The sequence below is a fragment of the Pedobacter terrae genome, from assembly GCF_900100705.1.
Classification (GTDB): domain Bacteria; phylum Bacteroidota; class Bacteroidia; order Sphingobacteriales; family Sphingobacteriaceae; genus Pedobacter; species Pedobacter terrae.
In genome coordinates this window covers 145,649-160,801 of sequence record NZ_FNCH01000005.1, presented here as the reverse complement: position 1 = coordinate 160,801, position 15,153 = coordinate 145,649, and the positions used below count along the sequence as shown (strand labels likewise).

Annotated in this window: 22 protein-coding genes; 6 read left to right on the top strand and 16 right to left on the bottom strand. The window is 40.0% G+C overall.

The window, feature by feature from the left end:
* Position 1 precedes the first annotated feature (1 nt).
* From BLR60_RS24825 to BLR60_RS08625, 9 genes are all read right to left on the bottom strand, one after another.
* Positions 2–163, bottom strand: coding sequence for a hypothetical protein (locus tag BLR60_RS24825; RefSeq protein ID WP_167354706.1), 162 nt, complete (start codon positions 161–163; stop codon positions 2–4).
* 38 nt (positions 164–201) lie between these two features.
* Complete coding sequence (locus tag BLR60_RS08660; RefSeq protein WP_090498817.1) at positions 202–675, bottom strand: hypothetical protein; 474 nt, start codon at positions 673–675, stop codon at positions 202–204.
* Positions 675–1,190, bottom strand: a complete 516-nt coding sequence (locus BLR60_RS08655; protein WP_090498815.1) for a hypothetical protein — start codon at positions 1,188–1,190, stop codon at positions 675–677. Before BLR60_RS08655 ends, BLR60_RS08660 begins: the two co-directional genes overlap by 1 nt.
* Positions 1,191–1,273: 83 nt before the next feature.
* A complete protein-coding gene (locus tag BLR60_RS08650) occupies positions 1,274–1,765 on the bottom strand; it encodes a hypothetical protein (RefSeq protein ID WP_090498814.1) in 492 nt (163 codons plus the stop codon).
* A complete protein-coding gene (locus BLR60_RS08645) occupies positions 1,762–2,139 on the bottom strand; it encodes a hypothetical protein (RefSeq protein ID WP_143009046.1) in 378 nt (125 codons plus the stop codon). The genes BLR60_RS08650 and BLR60_RS08645 overlap by 4 nt, the downstream gene beginning before the upstream one ends.
* Before the next feature lie 125 nt (positions 2,140–2,264).
* The gene (locus tag BLR60_RS08640; protein WP_090498811.1) at positions 2,265–2,783 is read right to left on the bottom strand and encodes a CHAP domain-containing protein; all 519 of its coding nucleotides are present in this window, start codon (positions 2,781–2,783) and stop codon (positions 2,265–2,267) included.
* Positions 2,780–3,292: a phage holin family protein gene (locus tag BLR60_RS08635; RefSeq protein ID WP_090498809.1), complete on the bottom strand. Its 513-nt coding sequence runs from the start codon at positions 3,290–3,292 to the stop codon at positions 2,780–2,782. The genes BLR60_RS08640 and BLR60_RS08635 overlap by 4 nt, the downstream gene beginning before the upstream one ends.
* A 65-nt stretch (positions 3,293–3,357) precedes the next feature.
* Positions 3,358–4,455, bottom strand: a complete 1,098-nt coding sequence (locus BLR60_RS08630) for a hypothetical protein (RefSeq protein WP_208600603.1) — start codon at positions 4,453–4,455, stop codon at positions 3,358–3,360.
* A 65-nt stretch (positions 4,456–4,520) separates the two neighbouring features.
* The gene (locus BLR60_RS08625) at positions 4,521–5,573 is read right to left on the bottom strand and encodes a hypothetical protein (RefSeq protein WP_090498807.1); all 1,053 of its coding nucleotides are present in this window, start codon (positions 5,571–5,573) and stop codon (positions 4,521–4,523) included.
* Positions 5,574–5,738: 165 nt separating this feature from the next.
* Between BLR60_RS08625 and BLR60_RS08620 the strand changes: the two genes are divergently transcribed.
* The 6 genes from BLR60_RS08620 (at position 5,739) to BLR60_RS08595 (ending at position 11,907) form a co-directional block, all read left to right on the top strand.
* The gene (locus BLR60_RS08620; protein WP_090498805.1) at positions 5,739–6,203 is read left to right on the top strand and encodes a hypothetical protein; all 465 of its coding nucleotides are present in this window, start codon (positions 5,739–5,741) and stop codon (positions 6,201–6,203) included.
* The gene (locus BLR60_RS08615; RefSeq protein WP_090498803.1) at positions 6,200–7,702 is read left to right on the top strand and encodes a hypothetical protein; all 1,503 of its coding nucleotides are present in this window, start codon (positions 6,200–6,202) and stop codon (positions 7,700–7,702) included. The genes BLR60_RS08620 and BLR60_RS08615 overlap by 4 nt, the downstream gene beginning before the upstream one ends.
* Positions 7,703–7,706: 4 nt before the next feature.
* On the top strand, positions 7,707–8,120 hold the full coding sequence (locus BLR60_RS08610) for a hypothetical protein (protein WP_090498801.1): 414 nt from the start codon (positions 7,707–7,709) through the stop codon (positions 8,118–8,120).
* Positions 8,121–8,132: 12 nt separating this feature from the next.
* Positions 8,133–10,850, top strand: a complete 2,718-nt coding sequence (locus tag BLR60_RS08605) for a phage portal protein family protein (RefSeq protein ID WP_090498800.1) — start codon at positions 8,133–8,135, stop codon at positions 10,848–10,850.
* A gap of 127 nt (positions 10,851–10,977) precedes the next feature.
* A complete protein-coding gene (locus BLR60_RS08600) occupies positions 10,978–11,478 on the top strand; it encodes a phage virion morphogenesis family protein (protein ID WP_090498798.1) in 501 nt (166 codons plus the stop codon).
* The gene (locus tag BLR60_RS08595) at positions 11,479–11,907 is read left to right on the top strand and encodes a hypothetical protein (RefSeq protein ID WP_090498796.1); all 429 of its coding nucleotides are present in this window, start codon (positions 11,479–11,481) and stop codon (positions 11,905–11,907) included.
* Between the two features lie 34 nt (positions 11,908–11,941).
* Here BLR60_RS08595 and BLR60_RS08590 read toward each other — a convergent pair whose 3' ends face one another.
* The 7 genes from BLR60_RS08590 to BLR60_RS08560 all read right to left on the bottom strand — a co-directional run bounded on the left by BLR60_RS08590 (position 11,942) and on the right by BLR60_RS08560 (position 15,150).
* On the bottom strand, positions 11,942–12,250 hold the full coding sequence (locus tag BLR60_RS08590) for a hypothetical protein (protein WP_090498793.1): 309 nt from the start codon (positions 12,248–12,250) through the stop codon (positions 11,942–11,944).
* 91 nt (positions 12,251–12,341) lie between these two features.
* A complete protein-coding gene (locus BLR60_RS08585; RefSeq protein ID WP_090498789.1) occupies positions 12,342–12,845 on the bottom strand; it encodes a DUF4468 domain-containing protein in 504 nt (167 codons plus the stop codon).
* A 12-nt stretch (positions 12,846–12,857) separates the two neighbouring features.
* Positions 12,858–13,262, bottom strand: a complete 405-nt coding sequence (locus BLR60_RS08580; protein ID WP_090498787.1) for a hypothetical protein — start codon at positions 13,260–13,262, stop codon at positions 12,858–12,860.
* Entirely contained in the window at positions 13,231–13,443 is a 213-nt protein-coding gene (locus BLR60_RS08575; RefSeq protein WP_090498785.1) for a hypothetical protein, read from the bottom strand. Before BLR60_RS08575 ends, BLR60_RS08580 begins: the two co-directional genes overlap by 32 nt.
* Before the next feature lie 20 nt (positions 13,444–13,463).
* Positions 13,464–13,898, bottom strand: coding sequence for a hypothetical protein (locus BLR60_RS08570; RefSeq protein ID WP_143009045.1), 435 nt, complete (start codon positions 13,896–13,898; stop codon positions 13,464–13,466).
* A 1-nt stretch (position 13,899) separates the two neighbouring features.
* Positions 13,900–14,328, bottom strand: coding sequence for a hypothetical protein (locus tag BLR60_RS08565; protein WP_090498781.1), 429 nt, complete (start codon positions 14,326–14,328; stop codon positions 13,900–13,902).
* Between the two features lie 72 nt (positions 14,329–14,400).
* Positions 14,401–15,150: a P-loop NTPase family protein gene (locus BLR60_RS08560; RefSeq protein WP_090498779.1), complete on the bottom strand. Its 750-nt coding sequence runs from the start codon at positions 15,148–15,150 to the stop codon at positions 14,401–14,403.
* Positions 15,151–15,153: the final 3 nt, after the last annotated feature.

Genomic DNA, 15,153 nt, shown 5'->3' with positions numbered 1-15,153 from the left:
GTTACATTCCTAAGATTTTAGCGAGTTCATCGCCTTCCATTACTTTTGGTTTTGGTTTGACTTTTTTCATGGCTGGAGCATCGGCCAGCATTCGGCGTAAACTTTCCCATGTTACTTTTTGCATGATATATTTTTCAGTCCATCCGGTTTTTTCCGCTATCATGAAAATTATACCTGAAAGGCTATTTAGGCCAGTGGCCTTTAACTCCTCTTTTCCATCGGACTCAGATTCGGTTTCGTCATCCGTAGGTGACTGGTCAATCTGATAGTATTCAAAAAATCCGAAATGCCGCTACTTACGATCACTCTGGATATATTGTAAAGTGTTTTCTCTTTTGCATTTCTCCTTAAGTAGCGAGCCAATAAGCGGCCAAATAGCCACCCCATCAACGGGCTTCTTAACACAATTAATGCTACTATTCTGGAAACTAGCACCGCTGATTTTTCGCGTAGTTTAATCGCTTCAGTAACAGTGTCAACCTCAATGCCCATTTGTTGAACCTGAAGATATATCCGGCCAGCCCTAACGGCTGTATCTAAGAAAGGATTATGAAGCATCAGGATAACTGTTTTTTTGCCGAATATTCGCAAAAACAGCGGCGCTCGTATTGGAAATGGAACGCCGCTGTCTAATAGCGTATCGGCTGCTTCGAGTTCGATAGCTACATCATTCATTATGCTGCTGGTTTACCGTAAGTAAAAGGCGCTACACCTGCCTTAGTTGGCGCTAAAACTTTAAACTGAACACGAACTACGTTCACATCACCAGTACGGAACATCCCTACTAAATCAGCGTTAAGTTTTACGTGTGGGTAAAGCCATTCGTTACCCTGCGAATCAATGAATTTCAAAGTTTTGCGCACATCCGTTGGCTCGTTAGATTCATGATAAAGCATGTTCGCGCCAACACCAGTAGTAGTACCACCTGTTAAATCTGCAATAACTTCAGGATCAAAAGTCAATAAATCAAACTGACCTTCTTTAACGCCTTTTTTAGTAACGATAATTGCAGGGCTGGTTTCACCTTGTGCAAAAAATTCTGTATCGGTGTTGGTTACAGGATTTACGTTAATTGTGTCCTCTCTAACTTTGCCCGGACTGGTTAATACGGTGCCTGCACCGCCATCATTAGCAATAGCGCCGATAAGTACGCCGTCAACTTTTAAACCATGTGAATAAGTAGTTGCCATATTGTTTTTACTTGTGTTTTAAATGGGTTTTAAAAGCCTTTAAAATGACATTAGAGGCTTTTTTTTTAAATTGATTGATTGGGTTATTTGCCAGCGCCTTCAGCTAATCTTAATTCAGCTTCTTTCTCTGCGATTTTTAATTTTAATTTTTCGATACCAGTAAGGTGATTTGGCTTTGTATCGTATAATTCGATATAGCGCTTAACCAATTCGGCTTTTTCATCAACTTCTGATAATTCAGATTTTGGAGCCACTGGAACAATCGGATCCTGAACCTCAATTACTGGAGCAATCGGGTTTTGAACATCACTTGCCGGAACAACTGGATTCTGAACTTCAGTGTCGCCATTCAAGCCAGCAGCTGCTTTGTTTGCTAAGGCTTTTGTTATGGTTTCTGATATCAGGATTGAAGCCCTTGTTACTGGCGTAACAGCCTTATCAGCTAAACCAACCGACCAGTTTGAAGCGTAGTGTTCAGCCTTGAACATATTGCCGTCACTGGTGAAATAAACCGCTTTTGTTTCAGTGTTTTTCTCAAAGAACTCTTTGGCTCTTTCTAAATATTCTTTTTTCATATAAACTTTTTGTAAGCCCAATAAACCAGTAAAATAATTGCCACTATAAATATTAAGGGTAGCCACTTTGCCCATTGGGGGGATTTAACTTTTAAATCACTTTGCTGGTTAAAACTTGAATGCTGTTGTTTGTTAACCTTTGTTGTATTGCTGTCTAACGCCGTCAACTCTGATCGCGCCACGGGCTTAGCTTTGGCCGCGAAATCAAAACCTTTGCCTTTTGCCCTTTTTTTAAACGTGACCTTTATTCCGGCACTTTCAAAAACAGCGCTATCAGCATCCAAACTATCGGGATTATAAGTACCTGTAAGCACATCGCCGTAAAAAGAGGTTACAAGCTTTGCCTTGCTATAATGCAGGCTATTACTATCCACAAGTAAAGAGTTTGATATTTGCGTGCTTAGGCTTTTTTCCCGAACCCTGCAACTAGATAGCGCCAATAGGCCGAAAACAAGAAAGGCTAATAATTGCCAGCATTTAACTTGCATATCTTTCATGGCTATACTTCAAATGGATAGATATATCCAACGACATTCAGGCCATCAGCTTTAAAGTCGCGGGTGATTGTTCTAAGCTTAATTGCTACCGTATCACCTTCACGACTGCCAGCAGAATTGGTATTACCTTCGACCGTTTGCATGGTGTTAGTGGCATAAGCAGAATTAACTACAATTCCGTGATGACCACGCGAAGTATTACCCATCCTAAAAACAACTATAGCGCCATTTTTGGGGGTTGATCCGGTCGCGAATGTGCCGTTTGCTTTCACACGGTTAAAGGTGTCAACAGCGCCACCAGTGAAACAATTTTTAATCACAGCAACGAAGGCTTTGTTATCGGAATATGCTTGCAGGTAAGCGTTTTTTGTAAAGAAGGCACACCATGCAGCACCAACATACCAGCCTACCGCAATCATTAACTTTTCAAAGGCTGCATTCCAGAAACCTTTGTTACCTGTTTTTTCTTTTATGCCAATGTAGCTTTTAGCTATGGAGATTATTTTTTCTGCTCTGTTCATGATATTAGATTGTTGAATTTTTGTTGAATTTTTGCGATCCAGTGCGTTTTATCCTTACCGCTGATCACGGCTAAGTTTTCAAGAATACTTACTACGTTTTCGAGAATGATTTGAGCCAGTAAAAACAAATGCAGCCAATCGAACATAAAAGCAGCCGCCGTTCTTCCATGCGATTTGAAGCTTTCAGCCATTACGTAAGGCAACGCGATCAGCACCAGATAATAAAAAACCTTAAAGGAAAAGCGGCTTAGCTTCATGCTGCTAATTGCTTCCTTACGAATACTGGCAGCAATCAGGCCGCTAGTCAATTCCGCAATAAAGACCAGGATTAAGACAGCGAACGCATAGGCATCCAACCCGAAAACCCTATCTACGAACGGGAATACTGAAAGGCTAAAACCAGCACTTAGCACCGTCCACCCGTATTTTGAAGATGGCAACAAACTTTGTCCAAATTCTGGCCAGCTATGATAATCGAACGTAGCAAGCATCTTATTTAAAAACTTCATTGGATTTTTTAGGTTAAGCGGGTGGCACTAAGCCGCCCCGCTATTAGATTGATTAACCTTTATTTTTAAGCGCCCTGTTTGAAGATTAAAATACCTTCGTAAGCAGCCCTTCTAGCCCTTGCGCCACAACGCACTAAGAACGAATACACATCACCGTAAAAGGTTGCTTCTTTCTCGTTAGCGAAAAACTCAACATCTCCCATAGCGAACTCAACCGCGTTACCATTGTAGAATACAATACCTTCGCAATCAGTTGCAGCACCTTCAGCGCCGAACGGCTTGAATGCTCCAGCACCAGTAAGAGTGTAAACGGTTGAACGTACCATGATGGTAAATCCGTAAGCTTTGTACATCACTCCAGCACGTCTTTCAGCTTCAGATACCGAAGCCATGTAAGTGGCAGCGATTAAGCTATCAGCTGGAAAGATTTGTGCAGCAGCTTCAGCCGACAACAAAGCAAACATTCTGCCTTCTGTCCACATCTTTTGCTTAATAAAAAATGTTCTGGCGGTCTGTAGATTACCTAAAGCATACGCTTTACGTGTTCCTGTAGCATCCATAGCAGTAGCTTGCACATCAGCGCCGCTGGTTACAATGATTGACGATGCTGGCAGATCAGCACTTACGCCAACTTGTGCGTGAACGATTGACTGTAATACATCTTCAGCAACATCTTCAGCTAAGTTTCTACGCTCATCTTCTAAAACGTCAGAACGTTTGTCATATGAAAGTTCTGCATCTTCAGCGTTGGTGATTAACATCGGATCACTGGTAAACTCATTGATTTGATAACTTACTACCGTATCCGTACGTCTTTTAACTTCAGCAGGTAATTGAGTTCTATTCTTAACCACGTTTCCACCTTTTCCAGCTTGTGGGATATGAACGGTACGGCCTTGTATATTCGCCTTTTCCGCTTGCTTAAATGTGGAAAGAAACATGTTATCTTGCTTCAGGTTTGATTCAATATCCTTTTCCCAGATTTCAACCTGAACCGCCATAAAAAGAGCAACTAATTTTGGTTTGCAAAACCCTAACGCGAAACCAGTAATAAGGCCAGCAGGAACGGCATAAAGTAAATTGATTTGCATGAAGGCAAACAATACTGCAAATACCAGAACATTGTAAAGCAGGTTTAAAGGTTTTAATTTTAAGTTTTTCATTTTTTATTTTATTAATGGTTTTTTAAGTTTTTGTTGTTTGTAAATCCAGCTAAACCAAAAGCGGCTTAGCCTTTGTATTCTTTGTTAAATTCAGTTTTGAAAAGAGATTTAAACAGGGAGAAATCAGCAGCTTTTAGCTTTACCAAAAGCCCTTCTCTGTCCAGCTGATCCCATGTTTTACCAGCGTAAAGGTTTACCGTTTCACCTTCTTTGTTTTTCAGGATTTCCGCGGCTGTAGGCGTACCGCTTTTAGCGTTAAGCAACTTTTCTACATTGCCATAATTTGCCGTTGCCAACTCAACATATAGCGGCTTTTCGTCAGCAGTAATTTTGCGGCTCTCAACAGCCCCCTGAACTAAGGTTTCAATTTTTACAGTTAGCTGAATAGCCGCTTCATCATCGACTTTTTTCTGCAACTCCGATTTTTCACGGGTTAAGGTTTCGATTTGGGTTTTTTGGTTTTGCGCCAGCTGCACAACTTCCGCTACCTTCGTTTCAAATTCATCTGTAGTGCCAATTTCCTTTAAGCCCAACAGTACTGCTGCTTTAGCAGATGTTAATTCAATTTTGTTCATTTCTAATGTTATAAGTGGGTGTTTAATTAGTGGCACGGTGGCGTTTTCGCCTTCAAATGAAAGTTGAACCAGTTTATGATTATCATCATAAAGGGCTATCTGCAAAGCGTTATCATTGCTACCGATATCGCAAAGGCTTAATTCTTCCAGAATAGATTTTGTTAGTGTGGCCGCTCTTTGGCCTTGCAGTAGCAATTCGGGGTCTTCACTCCATTCGGTCGGGTTTAATCCTACTGATGCCATGCGGATAGTTCCGTTTTCGTATTTATTGCAAATACGCATAGCAAAATCATCAGTATCATCAAAGACAGGCAAACCAGTTATAATCTTTCCTAATACCGGATCAGTTTCCCTTTTAAGTTCAACTACATTACCTAAAGGCAGGATATCGTTTTCCTTATTACCCCACGCCCTATTGTGCATCCACAACATCACGGGGTTGTTTTCAAATTGCGTTAAATCAATCCCATCAGTTAGTACACGAAAGCCGTGGCGGTTAACATTTTCACTGGTAAGAATAATACGCTTGCTTGCTCTTTTCATTTGCCGCTTTTTCTTTTTGTTGGCACAAACGTACTTCTACAAAAACAGGCAAAAAAATCGGTTTGCAGCATCACAGCGCCATGTTTACGTTATTGCGGCAATAGGTGACGTGATAGCGCAACCCAGTTTTTTTAGCCTATATATAGCGTGCATTTTTGAAGTGTTATGGCAAAAAAACGACTTACAAAAGAGGAACTGGAACGGCTTAAGGAGCACGCCAAAGTACTGTACCTACACGAAAACATCACCAATCAAAAAGCCCTGGCTGAACGTGTAGGAACCAGTGGCAACACTATCAGCAAATGGGTTACAGAAGGCAAATGGGCTAGCCTTAAAAAAAACTTCCTTTTAACGAGGGAAGAACGCATGAGCGATTTACTGGATGAGTTAACAGAGATTCAGGAAGTGATTAAAGGCCAAAAGGAAGGCGCAAGGTTTGCCGACCACAAAACAGCTCTAGTTCGCCGTATGCTGGTAAATGACATTAAAGCTTTGGAAGTCACCGCAAGCAAGCCAGAAATTATTGCCGCCTGTATGGATTTGATAAGATTCGTACGGCCTGAAAATGCTGAAGAAGCTAAAATTATCACGAAATGGGCTGACATATTTATTAAATCACTACTGCGATGATTTTGACGTCAGCCGAAAAACACGCGCTTTTCGATTGGGATAAGTTCGTAGAAGATGGAAATAGAACCAATCCAGTAAGACAGGATAATTCAGAGTTAGATAAACGTAATCGCATTGAAAAACTTGAAGCCGATGATGAAGCTTGGTTTAAAGAATACTTTGCCAATTTCTACACCTCTGAACCGACTGATTGGCACAAAGCCAGCACAAGGCGGATAATGAATAACCCCGAATGGTTTGAGGTAACACCATGGGCTAGGGAATTATCAAAATCTGGCAGAGCCATGATGGCAGCTATTAAGCTATCCGTAACAGGCAAAAAGAAAAATTGGTTTTTAGGCTCAAACAGCTATGATAATGCAGTAAGACTTTTGCGGCCATATAAATCAATTTTAGAAAACAACGCCCGTTTAATTGCTGATTACGGCATACAGAAAAGCTATGGCAATTGGAGTGAAGGCGAATTCATCACCCTTAAAGGTGTGGCATTTAGAGCCATTGGAGCAGGACAAAGCCCCAGAGGTAGCCGTAATGATGAAGTAAGACCAGACGGGATTATTGTTGATGATTTTGATACAGATGAAGATTGCCGGAACCCCGACACCGTCACACAAAAATATGACTGGTTTGAAAAGGCTTTAATCCCAACACGATCTATATCTGTACCCCTATTAATTCTGTGGTGTGGAAATATTATTGCTGAAGATTGCTGCACCGTTCGGGCAATGAAAGCCGCCGACTATTATAAGATTGTAAATATTCGGGATAAAAACGGCAAATCTACGTGGCCACAAAAAAACACGGAAGAAATGATAGATACCGCTTTGAGAAACCTTAGTTATAAGGCTATACAAGGTGAATACTACAACAACCCCGTTACTGAAGGTCGCGTATTTAAAAGCCTTCGATACGGCAAAATGCGCAAGCTTAAAGACTATAGATATTTAGTTGCCTATACTGATCCATCCTATAAAAAGAAAGGGGATTTCAAGGCCACCATGTTAGTTGGGCGCTGGAAAAACGAATACCATGTAATTAAAATCTATTGCGACCAAACCACTACAGCCCAAATGCTGGATTGGAATTATGAGATTTTGGATTATGTAAAAGGTGAAGTTCCGGTGTACTTCTATATAGAATGGCCGTGGATTGATGATATGTTGAAACTGGACATAACAGCAGCCAATTTACGCCACGGCATGACCTTACACCCGAAACCTGATGATAGGGATAAGCCGGATAAATACCACCGGATAGAAAGCACATTAGAACCACTTAACCGAAATGGCGAATTGATTTTTAATGAAGCGGAAAAAGAAACCCAACACATGAAAAATACTGAAGGGCAATTTTTAGCACTAAGCCCAACCAGCAGGGCGCATGATGATGCACCGGATGCAGTAGAGGGCGCAATATTCGTAGTCAACAACAAAGCAATGAACAACACCAGTAATATTCAAACCATTAACGCAAGCCGTAAAGGCAGCAGAAGAATTTAACAACATGGATTTTATAACTAAACAAGATTTTTTAACGCACATGTACGAAGGTAGTATAGATGCGATTAGCGACAACGATGATGAAATACTAAACGATGCCATTGCCACCGCAATGGCTGAAGCTTCAGGCTACCTAAGCCGCTTCAACACCGATATTATTTTCATCAGTGAGGATAAAATTAAGTACGCCAACCTTCGAACCTACATTAAAGATATGTCCAAATGGCACTTTATAAATATCTGTAATGTAAATGTTGATTTTGAAATAGCTGAAAAACGCTATAAGGCCGCTATTGCTGAATTAGGCAAAATACAAAGTGGCAGAACCGTTCCGAAAGGATGGCCGTTAGCTGAAGAAGATTTTAGTGGCGGCGTATTCAGCGTAACCAGCAGAACCAAAAGAGGCAATTACTTTTAACACTTAAGCCAGATGAGCAACAAGAAAAATAAAAACAAAAGAATTATTAAGCCTACCGCTGGAGTTCCAACACCACCAGCAGTAATGAACCGCTTAAGCGTACAGCCACATAACCGTAGAAGTCTCGATTTAACCAACTGGAGAAACGCAACCAGATCGGCTGAAGGATCAGCGCCGCGAAGGGTGACGTTATACGATTTGTATCATGATATCAGCACTACAGATGGTCAGGTAATTGCCGTTTGGGGCAAACGTGTTGAAGCAATTACTACAGCTGAATGGATTTTTACAGACAGAGACGGAAATCCCGTTGACGAAATTAACGAACTAATTGATTGTGTTGGTTTCGAAGATTTACTTACCGTAATTATCAAAAGTAAAGCATGGGGTTACAGCATGGCTGAACCTACGTTTTTTATTAATGATAACGAACAAAACGAATTTTCACTTTACGAAGTACCACCTAAGCACATGAGGCCGGAAGCTGGCATGATTGCTTATGATCCTATGAGTACTGACGGCATTAATATCCGTGAGGGTATTTACGCTAAAACAATAATGGAGTTTGGCAAAAGCAATGATTTAGGCTTACTGCTTTCCGCGGCCATGTATGCTATTTTAAAACGTGGCACTACAAGTGATTGGGCTGAATTTATTGAGATTTTTGGCCGCGGTATCATTGATGCCACTTGGGATGGATTCGATGAAAACCAGCGATTAGAACTGGCTAAGACATTTCAGGAAATGGGCGGGGGTGGCGTGATTATCCGGCCTGATGGAACAAAATTAGAAATCCATCAAAATACGGGTAATGCCAGCGGCCAGCTACAGGATAGTTTTATCAGCAAAATGGATGCTTACATCAGTAAGGTTTTATTAGGCAGCACCGAAACTACAGACAGCAGTAAAAGCAGCGGCTACGCACAAGCACAAATACACCAGAACTCCGATAACAGGAAACATGAAACAGATTTAAATTTTGTAAGAAGAAATTTAAACAGCCGTTTTATAACTGTTTTAAAGGCTGCTGGCTTTGATACCAAAGGCGGCACTTTCATTTTAAAGAGTAGAACCGGATTAAGCCTAAAAGAAGAATTTGATCTGCATTTTAAAATGGCAAAGGAACTGAAGATTCCTTTTGATGATGATTTCTTTTATGAAAAATACGGGATGCCACGGCCTAAAAATTACAATCAGCTAAAAAAAGCCATTCAAGATAGCGCAAACGCACTTTTTGAAGATAAAGAGGCTGAAGAAAAAGACGATACCCCTACACCTTCAAAAGTAAAGAAAGCTAAAACCCCACAGAACAACAAAAAAGAACTAAGCGTTAGCCCTACCTTTTGGAAAAGGATGTTAGTAAAGCTTTTTCAATCCGCCCCGACAGCGATGATCGGGGCGAAAACCTGCCAGTGTGGAGAAACCCACACGCTTAACTTAAGCTTTAAACCTAAAGAGTTCGATATAAAATCTTTGGCTGAAGCAATAGACAAAGCACAAGGTAAAGCATACTTGTATAGCAATCTGTTTTACTGGAATGCAGAAAATGTAATCAATGGCTTTGAAGAAGGCTGGAAAAATAAAGAAGGCGTTAAGCTTACCGATATTGGTTTTGATTACGGGATTACTGATCCTAAAATGCATACAGCATGGGAAACGAACTTGTTTCGTTTCTCTGCTGGCAAAGCTGCTTATCAGTCTACTGAAGTGAACGAAATATACAGGAATAGCAAAAGCTTTGATGATTTCTTTAGAACGCTTAAAAAGAAGTTCAGCAGCTACGAAAACGGCGTATTAGTTCAGCCTAATAAAGAATATTTGCAAACCGAATGGAATACAGCTAATGCAGTTGCCGAAAGCGCTGCCACTTATTACAGATTACTGGAGCAAAGAAAAACATTCAAATACTGGCGCTATCTGACGGTAAAGGATAGCAGGGTACGGCCTGAACATAGATTATTACACGGGCTTGTTTTCGCGTGGGATGATCCTGTTTGGGATAAGATTTTCCCGCCTAATGGATGGGGTTGCCGCTGTTACATCGTTCCGGTGATGGAAAGCGAACTAAGCGCTGGAGAATTGGAAGAAAGCCAGAACATGGTTAAAGCCTATTTTGAAACTGAAGAATGGGCGAAGGCTAAAAAAAGTGGTTTTGGCATCAATAGAGCAAACACAAAAGAGGTTTTTACAGATAGTCAGCAATACAGCAGCACACCTGAAAAGGTACTGAAAAATGTTGGCCAGATGTATTACGATGATTGGAATTTAAAGCCGATACAGGAAATGCAAGCCGCGGCCAAAACTGAATTTAAAGAAGCAGAAAGCAGAGATGTTATACAGGACTTCTACCGCAAGCATAAAATAAGCACACGCAAAATGATGCTTAAAGACTATAAAGGCCGTGAACTTATTTTAGAAAAAAACAGGCTTCAAGGCCATACAGCCGACAATGATATTTATGGTGACAGACATAAGTATTTAACAGCAGTTGAAGATGTTTTGAAAGCACCTGATGAAGTTTGGGTAAATGATGAGGGTAGCAAGTTTGATAGCTACGTGTATTTAAAATTCTTTAAAAACGCCATTATAAAGGTCATTGCAGAACTGACAAATACGGGCGATCTGGAAATTAGAACATGGTACAATCTGGCGCTAGAAGATTTAACAAACAAGAACAAAAAGCTAAACGACCTGTACCGCCATCGCCGTGGATTGCCAGTAAAAAAATAAAGCCATGTTAATTAAAACATGGCTTTTAATGATTTGCTACCCCTGCATTTTTCAGCAGATGCCGTATTACGGTTGCTTTCACCACAAATAGCATATACAAATATACAACTAATTGAATTAAAAGCAAATGAAAGACTTTGACAGCAAATTGAATGCCTTTTTCTTAAGCTTGAACGGGCGGCTGCAAAGTTTCCCAAACATTGTTGCCGAAACCGCTACAGAGCATTTCAAAGAAAGATTCATTCAGAAAAATTGGGATGGCGAAGCATGGAAACCATACAAGAACCCGAAACGCGAACCTAAAAAAGGCTCTCTAATGATGCGTAGCAATAATCTGATGATGAGCGTAAGGCCATCGCTAGTAACATCGTCACGCGTACGCATTAACGCTGGCAGCGCGAAAGTTCCTTATGCCCGCACACACAATGAAGGCTTAAGGATGCGAGGGGTGCAATATGTCAGGCCACACCACAACTCTAACTTTATGGGAAAAGGCAAAAGAGTACAGATACAGGGATTCAGCCGCAAAATGGATTACATGATGCCTAAGCGGCAATTTATGGGCAAAAGCAAGGCTCTTCTTGCGCTGATTGAAGCAAGGGCTAAAAACCACTTAAAAACACGTTAAATGAAAAAGATATATTTAAAAACATTGGAGCGTTTCAAGGAAATGCCTTCAATCAAATTCGTAGATAAAGACAGGGCGCAAATAGATACGACTGAAAGGCCAGCAGTTCGCTTTCCTTGCGCATTGATTTCTATATCACTACCACGGCGCAAAAACCTTGCAGAAACTTTACAGCTATGCGAATGCAATGTTACCATTCGTATAGCACACGAAAGATTTGCCGATAGCAGCAATTTAAGCGACACACAGCGCCTTAACTTAGCTTTGCAGTATTATGACACAATTGAAGAAGTAGAGGCTTTATTTCAAGGCTTTGGAGATAATGAAATGAACCGTTGGGAGTGCATCAGCAGCATTGAAGAACAAAGAGCGGATTTAGATGTAATGAGGTTTGTTTTTAAAACAGGATTCACCAAACAGATTGATTAAAAAAAGCCCCGAAATTTCGGGGCTTTTCATTTATCTAATTCCAGTTAAAGTGTGGGTATCGTTGTTTTAATTGTTTACGGCTTGGCGCGTTTCTAGCGATATCTTTCAATAGGTCGTTGTTTTCAGTTAATCTGTCTGCAATCGTACGGCCACTTATAAAAAACTCTCGTTCCATATCTAAGATAGCATCATCAAATCTTTTACGCTCCAGATGATAGTAATAGTAAAAACGATAACTCATACATGCATCCCGATCTAATGCATATACGTTTCTTTTGCCCTTGTTTTTGGCTTCGAATGCAGGTGGAAAAATAGAGGTCAGTGTTTGTGAGCCGCGTATCATTAATAGTGCTTGGTTGCACAAAAATAACATCTAGTTATCCATTTTACAAAATGGATTTTGAACATAAAAAAAGCCCCAATTGGGGCTTAAATTAAAAATCATTTTCGGGCTTTTTGTTGATCCGGTAGGCTATATCTTTTATCAATGATGTTGCTATTTGCCTTGCTACTTTATTTTGTTCTGGATCAAAGTTTTTATTAGCAATCCTTAGCTGACGTTTTGAAAGGTTTAAGCCCTCAATAGGTTTACTATACTCTAAAGCTGAAAGAACTACCTTAAACTTGTTATCCTTATTATACACTTTACATTTGAAATATAAATTAGTGATATCAGATTCAATTACACCGTTAAAAGAAACTTCACCTAAATCAGAATCTTTCATTTCAACTACCGAACGGGAATCTTTAAAAGAAGTAGTAAGGTAATTGAGCGTGTTACTATACAACTGCTGTTTCGTTAAACTTGAAATAACAACGGTATCTAAAGTATGCGCTGGCTGATCTTTGTAAGCACTTTCAATACTATCATCTGACTTAAAAGTTTGCGAGAAACTTAGAAAAGGAATTGAGATCAAAAATAAAGTAAGCTTTTTCATGCTGTGAAGATATTAAATTGAACTCAAATGCTTTGCATACATTTTTTCAAATTGGGTAACTAATGCAGGTAATTCAAGTTCACTGTAATCGTTAAACGGCTTATGAACTGGCACACCGTACTTCATACACCAGCCATTCACCTTAGCCATATTTATTTTACCACCAGGCAACTTCCAGCCTTGTTCATGTGCCATGCTTAATATCTTACGCTGCATCTTTTCTTTTGCCGTTGGCTCTTTACCTCCATCATCCAAATGCTTTATAAGTAGCCACGCTTCATGGCCGTACATCTCTCTAACACTTGTTGTACGGCCATCGCTAAATGATTTGGCTAATTCAGGGCTAAATTCTATTAATCCCTGTTGATTCATCAATATTTTAATCTTAACTAGTTGGGGTGTCGTTATCTTTTCCATCGTTCATTTTATAATGAGTTACTTCTTTTGCTTTAAACATCTTAGCTATCAACCCTGCTGATTTTGGCATTCTGAACTGAAAATTATCACGTTCATTATAGCACAAATAAACATCTATGTTTAGTGAAGGTAGATCGCTTTCTATTTTAATCTCAATCCATCCGGTTAAATCTTTCTTCATGCTGCAAATCTAAATAGTTGTTAATTCTGAACATTACGGGTTTCCGTAGTTGCCGAAATTTTTATCCATCCATATTCAATTTGTTTTTCAACGCTTAATCCCATGTAAGGAATGGCGTAGCCTCTGGAGCATAGAAAATCAGATATATGCCACCACTGTAAACCGTGCAAGGAACTGCTTTTATTTAAATACTCCCTAAATATTTGTTTTACCATGTTTGGCCTCGTAAGAGAACCCATGTAAGAAGTGGGTTGAACAATTGGCAGCAATAGTTCTAAATCTTCATCTGTTATGAACGAAAGTGATTTTAGAAGTAAATAATCGTTATTATCAATGTCAATTAAATTCGCTTCTGTGAACATACATGCTTCATCCCCTAGAACAGGATTTACATAAACAGATTGATAGATATATCTGGAACTGAATTTTACTTTATTCTTATATGTGTTTTTCATTTTACTTTTCTCTATGCCATTCAACATTAAAATATTCTTTCTTTAAATAGTTTTCAGGGTGTGCTTTCCCTATCCCCGTGCGTTGTATATAACTATCGTAAGGCTTTATATTCATTATCGCCGCCATCCGTTCAGCATCGCTCATTTTCTTCCACATCGGCTCTGTACGCTTTCGGTTTATCTTCTTATCGTACTTATCCCAAAAGGTTTCAAAACTTAAATCTGCTGGCACTTCTTTTAAATTGCCTTCAATCAGCTTGCTAATTTCCTTTAAACTGCCATCGCCTAAAGGCAATTTTCTAAGTAACCACTCTTTTTGAACGGGTGTCATTTCCGTTTCATTTAGGAAGTAAACGAGGAAACCACCGCCATCATAGCCAAAAGTTACACTTCCTGTGAACTTAGGACTGGTTAAAATGTACTTTAACATACCGCTATAGGTGTTTTTGACAATTTTAGCCCATCTACTTTAGGGGGCTGTTTGGCTTTTACCCCTACACTTTCAGTGGGGGGGTATTGGCAAATTACCCCCATCTTTAGGGGCGGGTACAGCATCAGCACCCCCCGCTAATGGCAGGGCTGTTTGGCCTTTTAGCCTCATGGTAAAGAATGCCGGATTGCGCTCCCTAGCTTTTTGTTCGTACACGATATGCGGCTCAAAGCCCCCGTATCTATTCTTTTCAGCTTCAGCAATGAAATCTTTTACGCGGATACCCATACCGCCATCAAACAAAACATCACGGCTAACGGACTTCTTAAGATTGCCAGATTTATCGGCATGAGTAATGAATATGAAAGTCTTTTTACCATCAAACTTTTCTTTCAAAAGCTTGTAATCATCAAACGTGAAACCTGTATAATCCAGACTATCAATAAAAATATATTCAGGGCTTGCTTTCTTTGATAGGTAATTATATAAATCCTCTAACAAGCTTACACCCTTTTCAATGTTAGCCAGCGGATCAATAGGGATAAAGTTCCCGCTTTGTTCTTCCATGTTATTACGGCGTGTAGCAGTCTGCAAATCGAAGCCGTGGCGTTGTTCGTAACTCAACCATGCTACCCGCCCATGCTTAGCCAGTTCTTTAGCCAACTGTACACAGAACTCTGTTTTGCCATTGCCGCTGTACCCGTAAATAACGCATGTAAAGTGGCGGGTAACATTACCCAAAACCCCTGCGAACTTGCTGCCTTTTAAATCTAAAAGGCTAAATGTTTTCTGATGAAATTGTTTTATTCCTAATGGTTTCATAAT

Coding starts and splice junctions, on each gene's coding strand:
- BLR60_RS08650 (WP_090498814.1), bottom strand. CDS start 1,765: ATGAAAAAAGAATATTTAGAAAGAGCCAAAGAGTTCTTTGAGAAAAAC.
- BLR60_RS08570 (WP_143009045.1), bottom strand. CDS start 13,898: ATGAAAAACACATATAAGAATAAAGTAAAATTCAGTTCCAGATATATC.
- BLR60_RS08635 (WP_090498809.1), bottom strand. CDS start 3,292: ATGAAGTTTTTAAATAAGATGCTTGCTACGTTCGATTATCATAGCTGG.
- BLR60_RS08660 (WP_090498817.1), bottom strand. CDS start 675: ATGAATGATGTAGCTATCGAACTCGAAGCAGCCGATACGCTATTAGAC.
- BLR60_RS08600 (WP_090498798.1), top strand. CDS start 10,978: ATGAAAGACTTTGACAGCAAATTGAATGCCTTTTTCTTAAGCTTGAAC.
- BLR60_RS08640 (WP_090498811.1), bottom strand. CDS start 2,783: ATGAACAGAGCAGAAAAAATAATCTCCATAGCTAAAAGCTACATTGGC.
- BLR60_RS08575 (WP_090498785.1), bottom strand. CDS start 13,443: ATGAAGAAAGATTTAACCGGATGGATTGAGATTAAAATAGAAAGCGAT.
- BLR60_RS08585 (WP_090498789.1), bottom strand. CDS start 12,845: ATGAAAAAGCTTACTTTATTTTTGATCTCAATTCCTTTTCTAAGTTTC.
- BLR60_RS08625 (WP_090498807.1), bottom strand. CDS start 5,573: ATGAAAAGAGCAAGCAAGCGTATTATTCTTACCAGTGAAAATGTTAAC.
- BLR60_RS08580 (WP_090498787.1), bottom strand. CDS start 13,262: ATGGAAAAGATAACGACACCCCAACTAGTTAAGATTAAAATATTGATG.
- BLR60_RS08605 (WP_090498800.1), top strand. CDS start 8,133: ATGAGCAACAAGAAAAATAAAAACAAAAGAATTATTAAGCCTACCGCT.
- BLR60_RS08595 (WP_090498796.1), top strand. CDS start 11,479: ATGAAAAAGATATATTTAAAAACATTGGAGCGTTTCAAGGAAATGCCT.
- BLR60_RS08620 (WP_090498805.1), top strand. CDS start 5,739: ATGGCAAAAAAACGACTTACAAAAGAGGAACTGGAACGGCTTAAGGAG.
- BLR60_RS08630 (WP_208600603.1), bottom strand. CDS start 4,455: ATGAAAAACTTAAAATTAAAACCTTTAAACCTGCTTTACAATGTTCTG.
- BLR60_RS08655 (WP_090498815.1), bottom strand. CDS start 1,190: ATGGCAACTACTTATTCACATGGTTTAAAAGTTGACGGCGTACTTATC.
- BLR60_RS24825 (WP_167354706.1), bottom strand. CDS start 163: ATGATAGCGGAAAAAACCGGATGGACTGAAAAATATATCATGCAAAAA.
- BLR60_RS08590 (WP_090498793.1), bottom strand. CDS start 12,250: ATGATACGCGGCTCACAAACACTGACCTCTATTTTTCCACCTGCATTC.
- BLR60_RS08615 (WP_090498803.1), top strand. CDS start 6,200: ATGATTTTGACGTCAGCCGAAAAACACGCGCTTTTCGATTGGGATAAG.
- BLR60_RS08565 (WP_090498781.1), bottom strand. CDS start 14,328: ATGTTAAAGTACATTTTAACCAGTCCTAAGTTCACAGGAAGTGTAACT.
- BLR60_RS08560 (WP_090498779.1), bottom strand. CDS start 15,150: ATGAAACCATTAGGAATAAAACAATTTCATCAGAAAACATTTAGCCTT.
- BLR60_RS08610 (WP_090498801.1), top strand. CDS start 7,707: ATGGATTTTATAACTAAACAAGATTTTTTAACGCACATGTACGAAGGT.